The organism is Bradyrhizobium sp. Pa8, assembly GCF_052588265.1.
Map to the genome: position 1 here is coordinate 6,255,077 of NZ_CP176767.1, position 15,732 is coordinate 6,270,808.

11 protein-coding genes and 1 riboswitch are annotated in these 15,732 nt (G+C 65.0%); of the genes, 6 read left to right on the top strand and 5 right to left on the bottom strand.

Annotated features, from left to right (window positions below):
• Window positions 1–35: 35 nt before the first annotated feature.
• Window positions 36–1,235 (bottom strand): TrmJ/YjtD family RNA methyltransferase, encoded by a 1,200-nt coding sequence (locus ACKWRH_RS29720; RefSeq protein WP_445216402.1) that lies wholly within the window; start codon window positions 1,233–1,235, stop codon window positions 36–38.
• A 353-nt stretch (window positions 1,236–1,588) separates the two neighbouring features.
• Here ACKWRH_RS29720 and ACKWRH_RS29725 point away from each other — a divergent pair, with 353 nt between their 5' ends.
• Both ACKWRH_RS29725 and ACKWRH_RS29730 read left to right on the top strand, forming a co-directional pair.
• The gene (locus ACKWRH_RS29725) at window positions 1,589–2,800 is read left to right on the top strand and encodes an NADP-dependent isocitrate dehydrogenase (protein WP_028147510.1); all 1,212 of its coding nucleotides are present in this window, start codon (window positions 1,589–1,591) and stop codon (window positions 2,798–2,800) included.
• Between the two features lie 99 nt (window positions 2,801–2,899).
• Window positions 2,900–3,403, top strand: a complete 504-nt coding sequence (locus ACKWRH_RS29730; protein WP_445216403.1) for a DUF3455 domain-containing protein — start codon at window positions 2,900–2,902, stop codon at window positions 3,401–3,403.
• Between the two features lie 4 nt (window positions 3,404–3,407).
• Here ACKWRH_RS29730 and ACKWRH_RS29735 read toward each other — a convergent pair whose 3' ends face one another.
• Complete coding sequence (locus ACKWRH_RS29735) at window positions 3,408–4,634, bottom strand: cyclic nucleotide-gated ion channel (RefSeq protein WP_445216404.1); 1,227 nt, start codon at window positions 4,632–4,634, stop codon at window positions 3,408–3,410.
• Window positions 4,635–4,640: 6 nt separating this feature from the next.
• Complete coding sequence (alaS, locus tag ACKWRH_RS29740; protein WP_445216405.1) at window positions 4,641–7,319, bottom strand: alanine--tRNA ligase; 2,679 nt, start codon at window positions 7,317–7,319, stop codon at window positions 4,641–4,643.
• A 232-nt stretch (window positions 7,320–7,551) separates the two neighbouring features.
• A riboswitch (glycine riboswitch) is annotated at window positions 7,552–7,640 on the top strand.
• Between the two features lie 146 nt (window positions 7,641–7,786).
• Here alaS and gcvT point away from each other — a divergent pair.
• Genes gcvT through gcvP form a run of 3 tightly spaced genes read left to right on the top strand, consistent with a single transcriptional unit; the run spans window position 7,787 to window position 12,200 of the window.
• Window positions 7,787–8,935, top strand: a complete 1,149-nt coding sequence (gene gcvT, locus ACKWRH_RS29745) for a glycine cleavage system aminomethyltransferase GcvT (protein ID WP_445216406.1) — start codon at window positions 7,787–7,789, stop codon at window positions 8,933–8,935.
• 11 nt (window positions 8,936–8,946) lie between these two features.
• Window positions 8,947–9,315 (top strand): glycine cleavage system protein GcvH, encoded by a 369-nt coding sequence (gcvH, locus tag ACKWRH_RS29750; RefSeq protein ID WP_445216407.1) that lies wholly within the window; start codon window positions 8,947–8,949, stop codon window positions 9,313–9,315.
• 17 nt (window positions 9,316–9,332) lie between these two features.
• Window positions 9,333–12,200, top strand: coding sequence for an aminomethyl-transferring glycine dehydrogenase (gcvP, locus tag ACKWRH_RS29755; RefSeq protein WP_445216408.1), 2,868 nt, complete (start codon window positions 9,333–9,335; stop codon window positions 12,198–12,200).
• Between the two features lie 127 nt (window positions 12,201–12,327).
• On the opposite strand, the gene ACKWRH_RS29760 is transcribed toward gcvP, so the two are convergent.
• Window positions 12,328–13,323: a hypothetical protein gene (locus ACKWRH_RS29760; RefSeq protein WP_445216409.1), complete on the bottom strand. Its 996-nt coding sequence runs from the start codon at window positions 13,321–13,323 to the stop codon at window positions 12,328–12,330.
• A 98-nt stretch (window positions 13,324–13,421) separates the two neighbouring features.
• On the bottom strand, window positions 13,422–14,510 hold the full coding sequence (gene recA / locus ACKWRH_RS29765) for a recombinase RecA (protein ID WP_445216410.1): 1,089 nt from the start codon (window positions 14,508–14,510) through the stop codon (window positions 13,422–13,424).
• 591 nt (window positions 14,511–15,101) lie between these two features.
• On the opposite strand from recA, the gene ACKWRH_RS29770 reads away from it, so the two are divergent.
• Complete coding sequence (locus ACKWRH_RS29770; protein ID WP_445216411.1) at window positions 15,102–15,269, top strand: hypothetical protein; 168 nt, start codon at window positions 15,102–15,104, stop codon at window positions 15,267–15,269.
• Window positions 15,270–15,732: the final 463 nt, after the last annotated feature.

Sequence of the window (15,732 nt, forward strand, 5' to 3'; positions counted from 1 at the left end):
TGGATTACGCCTTCGGCTAATCCACCCTACGAGACCTACGCGCTCTGCTCGATCATCCCCTGCAACCGCACCAGCTCCGCCTCGAGGTCCCGCTCCACATCCGCGGCCCGGATCTCCAGCACGCGATAATCCCGCGCCTCCAGCCACGTCCGCCGCGACGCGCGATCTGCCGCGATCGTCTCGCCCTCGCCCGGGTTGACCAGCTCGATCGCGATCCGGTGCGCAAACGAGACGAAGTCCGGGATGTGGCGCCCCACAGGGGTCTGGCGCTTGAACTGGCCTGCGAAGCGGCGGTCGCGCGTGAGCGCCTGCCAGAGCAGACGCTCGGCATCGGTCGGGTTGCGGCGGAGCAGGCGGGCGAGGCCGCGCACGGTCGATCCGCTGTCGGGCACGCCGCCGCCCTGGCCGTGCTCGGCCAGCAGCGCGCGCAGGCGGGTGGCCTGCTCGCCGTCCAGCACGCCGCCCTTGGCCGGGCCCTTGCGCCCCTCCGCGATCGCCATCACCACCCCGTGCAGGGTGTGCATGTCCTGCTTGGTCGGCTCCATCCGGCTGAAGATGTTGCGCAGGTTGACCAGCATGGTGTCGCGCTTCTCGGCCGGGCGCAGGAATTCGACCCGGTCGAGCTCGCGGATGAGGTTGTCGAAGAAGGCCTGCATCTGGTGCTGCGAGGCGCGCTCGGACCGCTCCGGCATGGCGTGCGGCAGCTCGCCCGACGTTACCCGCTTGAACCATTCATAGCCGACCAGCAGCACGGCCTGGGCGAGGTTGAGCGAGGCAAAGCCCGGATTGACCGGGAAGGTGATGATGCGGTTGGAGAGCCCGACCTCCTCGTTGGTCAGCCCCCAGCGCTCGCGGCCGAACAGGATGCCGGCCTTGCCCCCAGTCGCGATGTGCCCCGAGATTTCGGTCGCCGCTGCCTCGGGCCCCACCACCGGCTTGGCCTGGTCATGCGGACGCGCGGTGGTGGCGAACAGCAGGTCGAGATCGGCGACGGCCTCGCCGACCGTGTCGAACAATTCGACCTTTTCCAGAATATAGTCGGCGCCGGCCGCGGCCCGCTGGGCGGCGATGTTGGGCCAGCCGTCGCGGGGATTGACGATGCGCAATCGGCTGAGCGCAAAATTGCCCATGGCGCGCGCGGCCATGCCGATGTTTTCGCCAAGCTGCGGCTCGACCAGGATCACGATCGGACCGTCGAGGGAAAGGCCCGCCTTGCTCTTGTCAGTCCCCGACATCTCGTTTCGCTTTCACACTGGTTCGCAAGGCCTTGGGTTCTCAAGGCCTTGGCAAGGCGCTCTTCAGGAATTGATTCAAAGCCGGCCCAAGGGCCGGCCGCCCGTTCGCCTGTCGTTTGCCTGTCCTGACGAAATTCTCAAGGGAAATAACGGGTTGGATTCGACTTTTGAATCTCTTCTGAGGCCTGAGGCCCGCCCCTGCGGCAGGGCCCGTCCCGCCCCCCATCTGGGCAAGCTGGATGAGCTAAAAGTGCATAATCCCTTGGCTTTCGCCCGCTGCAGTCCGGTGCTAAGAGGCGGCGGATATTCCCGTGGCGCGCCAAAAGCGCCGTTCCCAAGAGGCTTCCCCGATCATGGCAAAAATCAAGGTGTCCAACCCCGTCGTCGAACTCGATGGCGACGAGATGACCCGGATCATCTGGCAGTACATCAAGGACAAGCTGATCAACCCGTACCTTGATGTCGAGCTGCTCTATTTCGACCTGGGCATGGAGTACCGCGACGAGACCAACGATCAGGTCACCATCGACGCCGCCGAAGCCATCAAGAAGGTCGGCGTCGGCGTCAAGTGCGCCACCATCACCCCGGACGAGGCCCGGGTGAAGGAGTTCAATCTCAAGCAGATGTGGAAGTCGCCGAACGGCACCATCCGCAACATCCTCGGCGGCGTGATCTTCCGCGAGCCGATCATCTGCAAGAACGTGCCGCGCCTGGTTCCCGGCTGGACCAAGCCGATCATCATCGGCCGCCATGCCTATGGCGACCAGTACCGCGCCACCGACATCAAGTTCCCCGGCAAGGGCACGCTGACGATGAAGTTCGTCGGCGAGGACGGCACCGTCATCGAGAAGGAAGTGTTCAAGACCCCGGGCGCCGGCGTCGCGATGCAGATGTACAATCTCGACGATTCCATCATCGACTTCGCCCGCGCTTCGTTGAACTACGGTCTGCTGCGCAACTACCCGGTCTATCTCTCGACCAAGAACACGATCATGAAGGTCTATGACGGCCGCTTCAAGGACATCTTCCAGGACGTCTACGAGCGCGAGTTCAAGAAGGAATTCGACGCCAAGGGCCTGACCTACGAGCATCGCCTGATCGACGACATGGTGGCCTCGGCGCTGAAGTGGTCCGGCGGCTATGTCTGGGCCTGCAAGAACTACGACGGCGACGTGCAGTCCGACACGGTCGCGCAGGGCTACGGTTCGCTCGGCCTGATGACCTCGGTGCTGCTCACCCCCGACGGCAAGACCGTGGAAGCCGAAGCCGCCCACGGCACGGTGACCCGCCATTACCGCGAGCACCAGAAGGGTAAGGAGACCTCGACCAACTCGATCGCGTCGATCTTCGCCTGGACCCGCGGCCTGTCGCACCGCGCCAAGCTCGACAACAATGCCGAGCTCGCCAAGTTCGCGAGCACCCTGGAGAAGGTCTGCGTCGACACCGTCGAGGAAGGCTACATGACCAAGGACCTCGCGCTCCTGGTCGGCGCCGACCAGCGCTGGCTCTCGACCACCGGCTTCCTCGACAAGGTCGCGGAGAACCTCACGAAAGCGTTGGCGTAAGCCCGCGCATTATTTTCCTCTGGTCGGGGTTAGACATCATTATGGGCCGCGCTTGGGCGCGGCCCATTCATTTTGACACCCGTTGCGCGGAGGCCACCCATGTCCATCGTCAAGTTCGCCGTCCCCTACCTGCTGCTCGCGGCCGTGGCCGGACCCGCCGCAGCCGCGGAGCCGCTCCCCGACGCCATCGCCGCCCCCGGCGAGAGCGTCGTGCTTAGCGTTCACGCCGAAGGCGCGCAGGTATATGAGTGCAAGGCGGGCACTGACGGCAAGCTTGCCTGGGCCTTCCGCGAGCCGGTGGCGACGCTGCTCGCCGAGGGCAAGACCGTCGGCCGCCACTATGCCGGCCCGAACTGGGAGCTCGCCGACGGCGGCGCCGTGGCCGGCAAGGCCATCGGCAACGCGCCGGGCGCAACCGCCGCCGATATCCCCTGGCTCAAGCTGGAGGTCTCCTCGCGCCGCGGCAACGGCGTGCTGACGCCGGTCACCACCGTCCAGCGCATCAACACCCACGGCGGCAAGCTCGACGGCGCTTGCGACAAGGCCGGCGAGTTCAAAAGCGCGCCGTACGCGGCCGACTACATTTTCCTGAAGAAGGGCTGATCGCTTAGCGGTCGGCGTCGTCGCGCTCCGCCTGCGCCAATTCTGCCGCCGCAAGATCGCCGGTCTCCTCGAGCCGTGCCTTCGCGGTCTGGTGGACGTGGGCGGCGAGCGTCGGCATGCGCTCGATCAGGGCGTGAAAGTCCTGGGCGTCGAGCACGAGCAGCCGCGTCTTGCGCGTCGCCGTCACCGTGCCGCTGCGTTTTGTCTTATGCAGCAGCGCGATCTCGCCGAAGAAGGTGCCGTCGGCAAGGCGCACCTGCTGGCTCGGCAGGGCGATCTCGACCTCGCCGGCGGTGATGAAATACATCGACGAGGCGACATCGCCACGGCGCACCAATATCTCGCCCTGCTCGATGGTGCGGGCGCGGAGCAGCCGCATGATGTCGGCGATCTCCGCGGCCGAAAGATGCGAGAACAGCGGCACGCGTGCCAGCATGCCCCACGTGACGACGAAATCGCGCCGCCTCACCTCCTCGGCAAAGGCGGTCGAGATGATCGCGACCGGCAGCGCGATCATGGCAAAGCCCGAGATGATCGCGAACACCGAGATGAATTTGCCGAGCGCTGTCACCGGCACGACGTCGCCATAGCCGACGGTGCCGAGCGTCACGATCGCCCACCACATCGCGTCTGGAATGGTGCCGAGCTTGCTGGGCTGCACGTCGCGCTCGATGGCGTAGAGCAGCGAGGCGAAGGTCAGCACCACGCCGAACAGGATGACGATGCAGCCGATCAGCGCCCGCCGCTCGGCATGGACGGCCGCGAGCAGTGAGCGCATTGCCGGCGAGTACCGTATCAGCTTGAAGAACGGCAGCACGCCGAGCCCGGCCAGCGTCGCATGCCGGCCCGTGGCGAGCACGATCGCGGCAGGGAGGAACGCCAGGAGATCGATGATGCCGAGCGCGGAGAAGGCATAGCCGAGACGGTCGGCGAGCGCCGAGCCCTTGCGCGGCGTGTGGCCCGCCACGGTCCACAGACGCGCGGCATATTCCAGCGCGAACACGATCACGGCGAGGATGGTGATCGCCGAGAACAACGTGCCGAATTGCGCATCCAGGTCCGGCACCGAGGCCAGAATCATCGCTACGACGTCGAGCACGATGACGCCGATGATGATCTGGATGAAGCGCGACCCGACCGAATAGGCCAGCGGATCGTGCTCCAGCAATTCGTAGAGGCGATCCCTCAAATCGGGATCGCGAAGGCCACGTCCTCGCGGAACGGGGCGCATGGGATTTTAAGCGCCTGCCATCGCTTTTTCGATCGCAGCGAGCGCCTCGGGCGCCTTGGCGCCATCGGGGCCGCCGGCCTGCGCCATGTCGGGCCGGCCGCCGCCGCCCTTGCCGCCGAGCGCTTCGGAAGCGACGCGCACCAGGTTCACGGCATTGAAGCGCGCGGTGAGATCGGCGGTGACGCCGACCACGATCCCGGCCTTGCCGTCCTCGGTGACGCCGACAATGGCGACCACGCCGGAGCCGATCTGCTTCTTGCCGTCGTCCGCAAGGCTCTTGAGATCCTTCATCTCGATGCCCTCGACCGCGCGCGCCATCAGCTTGACGTCGCCGACCTCGCGCACGCCTGCGGCTGCGCCGTTCCCGACGGATGTACCGCCGCCCATCGCGAGCTTCTTGCGAGCGTCGGAGAGCTCGCGCTCGAGCTTCTTGCGCTCTTCCATCAGGGCTGCGATGCGCGCAGGAACGTCGTCGATCGAGGTGCGCAGCTCGTTGGCCGCGGTCTTCGCCAGCGCCATGGTCTCGTTGGCGTGCCTGCGCGCATAATTGCCGGTCAGCGCCTCGATGCGGCGCACGCCGGAGGCCACCGCGCTCTCGCCGGTCAGCGTGATCAGGCCGATATCGCCGGTGCGCTTCACATGGGTGCCGCCGCAGAGCTCGACCGACCAGCCGAGCGCATTGGCACCGCGCTCGCGCGCGGTCCTGCCCATCGAGACGACGCGGACCTCGTCGCCGTATTTCTCGCCGAACAGCGCACGCGCACCGGCCTCACGCGCTTCGTCGACGCCCATGACGCGGGTCGTGACCTCGTCGTTTTCCAGCACGACGTCGTTGGCGATGTCCTCGACGCGGGCAAGCTCTTCCGCCGTGATCGGCTTCGGATGCACGAAGTCGAAACGCAGCCGGTCGGGCGCCACCATCGAGCCGCGCTGGGCGATGTGGTCGCCGAGCACCTGGCGGAGCGCCTCGTGGATGAGATGCGTCGCCGAATGATGCGCGCGGATCGAGGAGCGCCTGCCGTGATCGACCTCGAGCTGCAGCGCGGTACCGACCTTCAGCTCACCGCTCTCCACGGTGCCGACGTGAACGAAGAAATCGCCGAGCTTCTTCTGCGTGTCGGTGACGCGGAACTTGATGCCGCCCTCTCCCGTGAGCACACCGGTGTCGCCGACCTGGCCGCCGGACTCCGCATAGAACGGCGTCTGGTTGAGAAGAAGCGCGCCGGTGTCACCGGCCTTGAGGCTGGCGACTTCCTGGCCGTCCTTCACCAGCGCCGACACTACGCCTTCGGCGCTCTCGGTCTCGTAACCCAGAAATTCGGTGGCCCCGAGCTTTTCGCGCAGCGGGAACCAGATTGCTTCGGAAGCCGCTTCGCCAGAACCCTTCCAGGACTCGCGCGCCTTGGCCTTCTGGCGCTCCATCGCGTCGGTGAACGAGGCCTGGTCGACGCCGATGCCGCGCGACTTCAGCGCGTCCTGCGTAAGATCCAGCGGGAAGCCGTAGGTGTCGTACAGCGTGAAGGCGACGTCGCCGTCGAACATGTCGCCCTTCTTCAAGGACGCGCTCTTCTCGTCGAGAATGGCGAGGCCGCGCACCAGCGTCTTGCGGAAGCGGGTCTCTTCCAGCCGCAGCGTTTCCTCGATCAGATTCTCCGCGCGCATCAGGTCGGGATAGGCCTGGCCCATCTCGCGGACCAGCGCCCACACGAGGCGATGCATCAGCGGCTCCTTGGCTCCCAGCAGCTGCGCATGGCGCATCGCGCGGCGCATGATCCGGCGCAGCACATAGCCGCGGCCCTCGTTCGAGGGCAGCACGCCATCAGAGACGAGGAAAGCGGAGGACCGCAGATGGTCGGCGATGACGCGGAACGAGGCGACGGTCTGCTCGTTCGGCCCGCTGCCGAGCGCGGACGCGGTCGCATCGATCAGATGGCGGAACAGGTCGGTCTCGAACACGCTGTCGACGCCCTGCATGATGCAGGCCATGCGCTCCAGCCCCATGCCGGTGTCGATCGAGGGACGCGGCAGATCCACGCGCTCCTCCTTCGTCACCTGCTCGTATTGCATGAACACGAGATTCCAGAATTCGAGGAAGCGGTCGCCGTCCTCTTCCGGCGAGCCCGGAGGTCCGCCCCAGATGTGGTCGCCGCGGTCGATGAAGATCTCCGAGCACGGCCCGCACGGCCCCGTATCGCCCATCGCCCAGAAATTGTCCGAGGTCGGGATGCGAATGATGCGGTCGTCGGAGAAGCCCGCGATCTTCTTCCAGAGGCCGGCCGCCTCGTCGTCGGTGTGGTAGACGGTGACGAGCAGCTTGTCTTTCTTGAGCCCGAACTCCCGCGTGATCAGGGTCCAGGCCAGCTCGATCGCGCGCTCCTTGAAATAGTCGCCGAACGAGAAATTGCCGAGCATCTCGAAGAAGGTGAGATGGCGCGCGGTGTAGCCGACATTGTCGAGGTCGTTGTGCTTGCCGCCGGCGCGCACGCATTTCTGCGACGTGGTGGCGCGCTGATAGGGCCGCTTCTCGACGCCGGTGAAGACGTTCTTGAACTGCACCATGCCGGCATTGGTGAACATCAACGTGGGATCGTTGCGCGGCACCAATGGCGAGGACGACACGATTTCGTGGCCGTTCTCGGCAAAGAAGTTCAGAAAGGTCGACCTGATCTCGTTGACGCCGCTCATGTTCATCCAATCGGGTGTGCTTGGACCCGCGATACGCCATCCAAACCTGGCATTTGGGCTGATATCTGCGGGTCAAAGCGCTTTTAGACAAGGCCAGCTGCGCTGTCCAGAAACTGTGCAAGGAGATCAGTGAGTTGCCGCAGGCGCTCAATCCCGTTGCAATCCCGTTGAAAGCCGCAACGGCCGCGTTGACAGGCTTGGCCGGGCTGTGGTCTGTACCCATCTGTATCGTACGGCCACGTCGGGAGAGACCGGCTTTGGTGCCGGCGCCGAAGGAGCAACCGCCCCGGAAACTCTCAGGCAAAAGGACCGCGTGGCTTTGACGACATCTGGAAAGAGGCGCCGATGGGCTTAAGGCCCGGACTGCGTCCGCCGACGGGATAATACTCTCAGGCACAGCGACAGATGGGGCTTCGACTGGTTGCTACCGGGGAATTGTCCCCGGGGAACCACCGAGGGCCCCCGTAATGCTTGCGCGCGACGACCAAGATTCCCTCAAACATACGCCCCTTCACGGGCTTCATGTCTCCCTCGGCGGCAAGATGGTGCCGTTCGCGGGCTATGACATGCCTGTGCAGTACCCTGCGGGCGTCCTGAAAGAACACCTCCATACCCGCAGCCAGGCCGGCCTGTTCGACGTCTCCCACATGGGCCAGCTCGCGCTTCGGCCGAAGTCGGGCAAGGTCGAGGACGCCGCCCGCGCGCTGGAACGGCTGGTGCCGCAGGATATCGTGGCGATTGCCCCGGGACGGCAGCGCTACGCCCAGTTCACCAATCCGGACGGCGGGATTCTCGACGATCTGATGGTCGCCAATTTCGGCGATCACCTGTTCCTGGTCGTCAACGCCGCCTGCAAGGAAGCGGACGAGGCGCATCTGCGCGCGCATCTCTCGGACGACTGCATCATCGATTCGCTTCAAGACCGCGCCCTGATCGCGCTCCAGGGCCCGAAGGCGGAAGCCACACTGGCGAAATTATGTGCAGAGGCGCCCACCATGAAGTTCATGGATGCCGGCCCGCACAAGGTTGCCGGTCTCGACTGCTCCGTCTCGCGCTCCGGCTATACCGGCGAGGACGGGTTCGAGATTTCGGTCCCCGCGGCCGATGCCGAGCGTCTCGCCAAAACGCTGCTGGACAATCCCGACGTGATGCCGATCGGGCTCGGTGCGCGCGACAGCCTGCGGCTGGAGGCCGGGCTCTGTCTTTACGGGCACGACATCGACACGGCCACCACGCCGGTCGAGGCCGCGCTGGAATGGTCGGTGCAGAAGAGCCGCCGCAGCGGCGGCGCCCGCGCCGGCGGTTTTCCCGGCGCCGAAAAGATCCTGGCTCATTTCGACAACGGCGCGAGCCGCCGCCGCGTCGGCCTGCGCACGGAAGGCCGCGCGCCGGTGCGCGAGGGCGCGCTGCTGTTTGCGGATGACGCGGGCGGCGAGCCGATCGGAAAGGTCACCTCGGGCGGTTTCGGCCCGAGCCTGAACGCGCCGGTTGCGATGGGCTATGTGCCCACCGCATCGAGCGCGCTCGATACAAAACTCTTCGCCGAGGTGCGCGGCCAGCGGCTGCCGCTCACGGTCGCCGCCATGCCTTTCGTGAAAAACACCTACAAACGCTGAGGACTGAGAAAATGACCACGACGCTGTACACCTCCGACCACGAATGGCTGGCCATCGACGGCGACGTCGCCACCGTCGGCATCACCGACTACGCGCAGTCGCAGCTCGGCGACGTCGTGTTCGTCGAACTGCCCAAGGTCGGCCGTGCGCTGAAGAAGGCGGAAGCCGCCGCCGTCGTGGAATCGGTGAAGGCCGCCTCCGACGTCTACGCGCCTGTTACGGGCGAAGTGCTCGAGACCAACGACGCGCTCGCCGCCGAACCGGCGCTGGTGAACTCGGACGCGCAAGGCAAGGCGTGGTTCTTCAAGATCAGGATGGCCGACAAGAGCGAGCTCGGCGGCCTCATGGATGAAGCCGCCTACAAGGCCCACACGGCTTAAGGACAATGGAGCAAGCGATGACCGCGCACCGTAAATCCAGCGGCGAGACCGCCGCCACCTTCGTTCGCCGCCACATCGGCCCGTCGGCGCGCGACGTCACCGCAATGCTGGAGGCCGTCGGCGCCAAGAGCGTCGACGCGCTGATGGCGGAGACGCTGCCGGCCTCGATCCGGCAGGCCACCCCGCTCGATCTCGGCAAGCCCTTGAGCGAGACCGAGGCGATCGCGCACATGGCCGGGCTCGCGCGAGAGAACCAGGTCTTCACCTCGCTGATCGGCCAAGGCTATTCCGGCACGGTTTTGCCCGCGGTGATCCAGCGCAACATTCTGGAGAATCCCGCCTGGTACACGGCCTACACGCCCTACCAGCCCGAGATCAGCCAGGGCCGGCTGGAGGCGCTGCTCAACTTCCAGACCATGATCTGCGATCTCACCGGTCTCGACGTCGCCAACGCCTCGCTGCTGGATGAAGCGACCGCCGCGGCGGAAGCGATGGCGCTGGCGGAGCGGCACTCGCAGGTCGAAGCAAAGGCCTTCTTCGTCGACAAGGACGTGCATCCGCAGACGCTGGCTGTGATGCGCACCCGCGCCGAGCCACTGGGCTGGACCCTGATCGTCGGCGATCCCCTCGCCGATCTCGACAAATCCGACGTGCTCGGCGCGCTGCTGCAATATCCGGGCTCCTCGGGCGCGTTGCGCGATCTCAGGCCCGCGATCGCGACCTTGAAGGCCAAGGGCGCGCTCGCGATCGTTGCCGCCGATCTGCTCGCCCTGACGCTGCTCGCCTCGCCCGGCGAGCTAGGGGCCGACATCGCGATCGGCTCGGCGCAGCGTTTTGGCGTGCCGATGGGCTATGGCGGCCCCCACGCGGCCTATATGGCGGTGCGCGACGCGCTGAAGCGCTCGCTGCCCGGCCGCATCGTCGGCCTCTCCGTGGACTCCCGTGGCGCGCCTGCCTATCGCCTCGCGCTGCAGACCCGCGAGCAGCACATCCGTCGCGAGAAGGCGACCTCCAACATCTGCACCGCGCAGGTGCTGCTCGCCGTGATCGCCTCGATGTATGCGGTCTATCACGGCCCCGAGGGGCTTGCGCAGATCGCGCGCAATGTGCATCGCCGCGCCGCCGTGCTCGCCGCCGGCCTGCGCAAGCTCGGCTTCGCGCCGCAGTCGGATAGCTTCTTCGACACGCTCAGCGTGGATGCCGGTGCCAAGCGCGCCGAGATCGTCGGCCGTGCCGCCGCCGAGAAGATCAATCTTGGCGTCGGTGAGACCCCGTTGCGCATCGCGCTCGACGAGACCACGACGCCGGCGACCGTCGAGGCGGTCTGGCGCGCATTCGGCGGCACGCTCGCCTATGCCGAGATCGACGCGACCACGCGCGACGCGCTGCCGGAGGCGCTGAAGCGCACCACCGCTTTCCTCACCCATCCCGTGTTCCACGCGCATCGCTCGGAAACCGAGATGCTGCGCTACATGCGCAAGCTCAGTGATCGCGACCTCGCGCTCGACCGCGCGATGATTCCGCTCGGCTCCTGCACCATGAAGCTGAACGCGACGACCGAGATGATGCCGCTGACCTGGCCGGAGTTCGCCTCCTTGCATCCGTTCGCGCCGCGCGAGCAGGCCAAGGGCTACCACGCGATGTTCGCGCGGCTGGAAAAATGGCTGTGCGACATCACCGGCTATGACGCGATCTCGCTGCAGCCGAATTCGGGCGCGCAGGGCGAATATGCCGGACTGCTCGCGATCCGCGGCTATCATGCCGCGCGCGGCGAGACGCACCGAAAAATCTGCCTGATCCCCTCCTCCGCCCACGGCACCAACCCGGCTTCGGCCGCGATGGTCGGCATGGACGTGGTGGTGGTTGCCTGCGAGAAGAACGGCGACGTCGACGTCAACGATCTCCGCGCCAAGGCGGAGAAGCATTCGAACGATCTCGCCGCGGTGATGATCACCTATCCCTCGACGCATGGCGTGTTCGAGGAGCACATCCGCGAGATCTGCGACATCGTGCACGACCATGGCGGCCAGGTCTATCTGGACGGCGCCAACCTCAATGCGCAGGTCGGCCTGTCCCGGCCCGGCGATTACGGCGCGGACGTCAGCCATCTCAACCTGCACAAGACGTTCTGCATCCCGCATGGCGGCGGTGGCCCGGGTATGGGCCCGATCGGCGTCAAGGCGCATCTCGCGCCGTTCCTCCCCGGTCATCCCGCGACGAATGGGGACGCACCGGTCGGTCCGGTCTCGGCCGCGCCGTTCGGCTCGGCGTCGATCCTCACCATCTCCTACATCTACATTCTGATGATGGGCGGCGACGGCCTGAAGCGCGCGACCGAAATCGCGATCCTCAACGCCAACTACATTGCCGCGCGCCTCGATGCGCACTTCCCGGTGCTCTACAAGAACCACAAGGGCCGCGTCGCGCACGAGTGCATCATCGATCCCAGGCCGCTGAAGACGACATCCGGCGTCACCGTCGACGACATCGCCAAGCGCCTGATCGATTACGGCTTCCACGCCCCGACCATGAGCTTCCCGGTCCCGGGCACGCTGATGATCGAGCCGACCGAATCGGAATCGAAGGCGGAGCTGGATCGGTTCTGCGACGCCATGATCGCAATCCGGAAGGAGATCGCCGAGGTCGAGGCCGGCCGCTTCAAGATCGAGGCTTCGCCGCTGCGAAACGCCCCGCACACCGTGCACGACATCGCGGACGACGATTGGAAGCGCGCCTACACCCGCGCCGAGGGCTGCTTCCCCGCGGGCACATCGCGCACCGACAAATATTGGTGCCCGGTGGGGCGTGTCGACAACGTCTATGGCGACCGCAACCTGGTGTGCTCGTGCCCGCCGGTCAGCGACTACGCGGAGGCGGCGGAGTAAGGGATCGTAGGGTGGGTTAGCTGGCGGCTGCGCAAAGCGCAGTCCGCTGGCGTAACCCACCACTTCGGTCTCCAGGGAAATAGAAGAGGTGGGTTACGCTGACGCTAACCCACCCTACAGTCCCGGCTCAAGGCGCCACCAGCGAACGGCTCTGCGCATCCCACCGCCAGAGCCGTTCGTTGGTGAGAAGCGTGCCACCCCACCAGCGTCTGATCGGGTTATGCCGGCGGAAATCCTCACGGCCTTCCAAAATTGCTTTGCCAAACTCTGTCAGAGACAGCCGACTCCGGCGATAGGCGGCGTTGCGACCTCGCGCATCATGTGGGGCGAGCGTCGCGAGTTTCGGATCGAGACCCGCGAGCGCCGGCATCGGGCCGCATGCAAGCCCTTCGAGCAACGGGCCCAGCTCCCACTGATCGAACACGCGCGTTTCGAGCGGCCCGCCCGGCTGGAACAGCTCCTTGGTACGGTTGTGCCCCCTGGCAATCAGGTCGAGAAGCCGCGCTTCCGTCGCACCCAGTCCGGTTATCGGAGACGGCAGTTCTGCCAGCAATGCTTCCAGGGCCGGCTTCAGGAAAGGCAGCCTGGGCAATTCCCTGCTCAGAAGCCCGAAACAAAGTTCAGGCGTCGGCGCCCGATAGGCTTCCCAAGCCATGTTGGCGATCTCGAAGTCGCAGTCCGCGACCTCCGATTCCCGCACCGTACGATCGCGAAGCTCCGTGCCGTCCGCTCCGCGCAGATCGAAATTGACACGTCGCAATCTGAGACGATCGGTGATCGATGAATGGGACCGCAAATAGTCGAGGATCCAGATCAGTTGCAACTGACTATTAGGCTCAGGGTCGAACCACAGCTCGATGAGATCGACGCCATAGGTCTCGCAAAACCAAATCAGGCCAGTCTCCTTGTGCGCGAGACCGGTCTGAGGCAACCGGCCAACAAGATCGGACCAACGCACCTCCGGATCGCCTCTGACATAGCCTCCCGTCAGGTATTGCTGGAGGTGGTGCGAGGTAGGCAGCGGCCCTGACACGAATCGAAAGATCAGCGGGACGACCATGTCGGCACGATCCGCGTAGGCAAGACCAACGCCGGACGAACTGGTCAGGATCACACGCTTCATTGCCGACGCCCCTCCCCCCAAACGAAACGGGCACTGACGACGTCGGCAACTCAACGTCCTCAGCGCCCGCTCCTCGCGAAAGTTCTTCGCGTTAGGACTTACTCGTCGCCCGGCTCCTCGCCGTCGGCGTCGCGCTCTGGCGTGCCGGCAAGAATCTGCTCGGCGATCAGGCCGGAGTTCTGGCGGATCGAGGTCTCGATCTTGGCGGTGATGTCGGGGTTGGCCTTCAGGAACGCCTTCGAGTTTTCGCGGCCCTGGCCGAGGCGCTGGCTGTCATAGGAGAACCAGGCACCGGACTTTTCGACGATGCCGGCCTTGACGCCGAGATCGAGGATCTCGCCCATCTTGGAGACGCCCTCGCCGTACATGATGTCGAATTCGACCTGCTTGAAGGGCGGGGCCAGCTTGTTCTTCACCACCTTGACGCGCGTGGTGTTGCCGACCACTTCGTCGCGCTCCTTGATCGCGCCGATGCGGCGGATGTCGAGGCGGACGGAGGCATAGAATTTCAGCGCGTTGCCGCCAGTCGTGGTTTCCGGCGAGCCGTACATCACACCGATCTTCATGCGGATCTGGTTGATGAAGATCACCATGGTGTTGGATTTGTTGATGGAGGCCGTCAGCTTGCGCAGCGCCTGACTCATCAGACGGGCCTGGAGACCCGGCAGCGCATCGCCCATCTCGCCCTCGAGCTCGGCCTTCGGCACCAGAGCCGCGACCGAATCGACCACCAGCACGTCCACCGCACCCGAGCGCACCAGCGTGTCGCAGATTTCCAGCGCCTGCTCGCCCGTATCCGGCTGCGAAATCAGGAGTTCGTCGATGTTGACGCCCAGCTTGCGCGCATAGACCGGGTCGAGCGCGTGCTCGGCGTCGATGAAGGCGCAGATTCCGCCCTTCTTCTGCGCTTCCGCCACCGTGTGCAGCGCCAGCGTGGTCTTGCCCGAGGATTCCGGCCCGTAGATTTCCACGACGCGCCCCTTCGGCAGACCGCCGATCCCGAGCGCAATGTCGAGCCCGAGGGAGCCCGAGGACACCGCCTCGACATCCATCGACCGGTCGTTCTTGCCGAGCTTCATCACCGAGCCCTTGCCGAACTGGCGCTCGATCTGGGAGAGCGCGGCGGCCAGAGCTTTACTCTTGTCCATGGAAGATCCTTCGACGATACGCAGGGCAGTGTTGGACATTGGGTCGTGCTCCTTATGGCGAGGATTCGCTAGAGGGACAAACGATTGGCGGGGCAGGCCGGCGATAAAACCAATGTACCCTATTTGTTCTAGGTTCGCAATATGTTCTTTTGCGGGTGTGGGGTACTGTGAAACGATCTCGTCTCCTACCCGTATCTATTGGGCTGGGGGATTTCAGTGCCCAGTTCGACGCAGCGCCGCCAAGCATCCATTTGAGCTTGGTCGCGTTGTGCTGTTGAACCTTCTCGTCATCCATTCGGACTAATCGATATCCGGGATTTTGCTAATCCCTCTCGGGGCTGGAACGCCGCCGCCTGCGCTTCATTTCAAGCGGGCGGCGTTTTCATTTGTGTCCTAATCTGCCAGATCGGGGGTCCTAGTTAGGACAGCACCCGGATTTTTGGCGCTGGCCTGTTTCCGGCCTCGATGGCCTGATTTGAAAAGGACAGCGGCCCGTTTTGTTCTCGGGACTACGATCGGTGTATCCGCGAGCCGAACGTCGCCGTCATAAATCCGCAATCCCTAGCGAATCTTTTGGGGTGTCTGGCCTGTCTGAGGATGGTGCCGCTAGTCGTTGAGGGAGTCTGGGTGATGACGGAAAACACGCAGCAGCAGGCGGACAGGCGCAATCGGCTATTGGAAGCTGCCGCGCAGGAAATGATCAAATTCGAACAGAAGGAAAATGAGTTCCGCAGGCGCGATCGCCAGGAGCGTGCGGCGGAGCTTCGTCTGCCTTTGGATAAGATCAACGTCCACTGAGCGGCGCCGACAGTTTCACACGACTGTCATGGCACGTTCCTAGCATTGTCACGCGACGGGGGTCCGGCGCGCGGCTCTCCGTCCAACCTCGGCCTAGACCACCAGATGGGCGGAGAGCTCGCCGACCTCCTGAACCACCGCGGCACGCCCGGGTTAGCTCGGTATGTATCGCATCTGGTATTTTTTCGCCTTCCTCGTCGTGACCGGGATCGGCTTCGTATTTCTGGTCACGATAACCCGCTTTGTGGGCGGATGAAGCAAGGCCGCCTCAGTTGGCGGCCTGACGGGAACGACTCTCCGACAAAAGCGATTGAGATTCCGGTCTGTGGCGCGACACTCTCGCGCCATCCACCCGGAACGGTCCATCGTACAATGCGCGCGTTGGCGATGGGCCGGGTCTCGTGAGGCCGCCTCGGTTGGCGGCCTCTTTCGTTTCGTGAAGTCTTCCTTCTGCCAGGGAAGC

Excerpts from the sequence above, each read along its gene's own strand:
- ACKWRH_RS29720 (WP_445216402.1), bottom strand. The coding sequence starts at position 1,235 with ATGTCGGGGACTGACAAGAGCAAGGCGGGCCTTTCCCTCGACGGTCCG.
- alaS (WP_445216405.1), bottom strand. The coding sequence starts at position 7,319 with ATGAGCGGCGTCAACGAGATCAGGTCGACCTTTCTGAACTTCTTTGCC.
- gcvH (WP_445216407.1), top strand. The coding sequence starts at position 8,947 with ATGACCACGACGCTGTACACCTCCGACCACGAATGGCTGGCCATCGAC.
- ACKWRH_RS29770 (WP_445216411.1), top strand. The coding sequence starts at position 15,102 with ATGACGGAAAACACGCAGCAGCAGGCGGACAGGCGCAATCGGCTATTG.
- ACKWRH_RS29730 (WP_445216403.1), top strand. The coding sequence starts at position 2,900 with ATGTCCATCGTCAAGTTCGCCGTCCCCTACCTGCTGCTCGCGGCCGTG.
- ACKWRH_RS29760 (WP_445216409.1), bottom strand. The coding sequence starts at position 13,323 with ATGAAGCGTGTGATCCTGACCAGTTCGTCCGGCGTTGGTCTTGCCTAC.
- gcvP (WP_445216408.1), top strand. The coding sequence starts at position 9,333 with ATGACCGCGCACCGTAAATCCAGCGGCGAGACCGCCGCCACCTTCGTT.
- ACKWRH_RS29735 (WP_445216404.1), bottom strand. The coding sequence starts at position 4,634 with ATGCGCCCCGTTCCGCGAGGACGTGGCCTTCGCGATCCCGATTTGAGG.
- recA (WP_445216410.1), bottom strand. The coding sequence starts at position 14,510 with ATGTCCAACACTGCCCTGCGTATCGTCGAAGGATCTTCCATGGACAAG.
- gcvT (WP_445216406.1), top strand. The coding sequence starts at position 7,787 with ATGCTTGCGCGCGACGACCAAGATTCCCTCAAACATACGCCCCTTCAC.
- ACKWRH_RS29725 (WP_028147510.1), top strand. The coding sequence starts at position 1,589 with ATGGCAAAAATCAAGGTGTCCAACCCCGTCGTCGAACTCGATGGCGAC.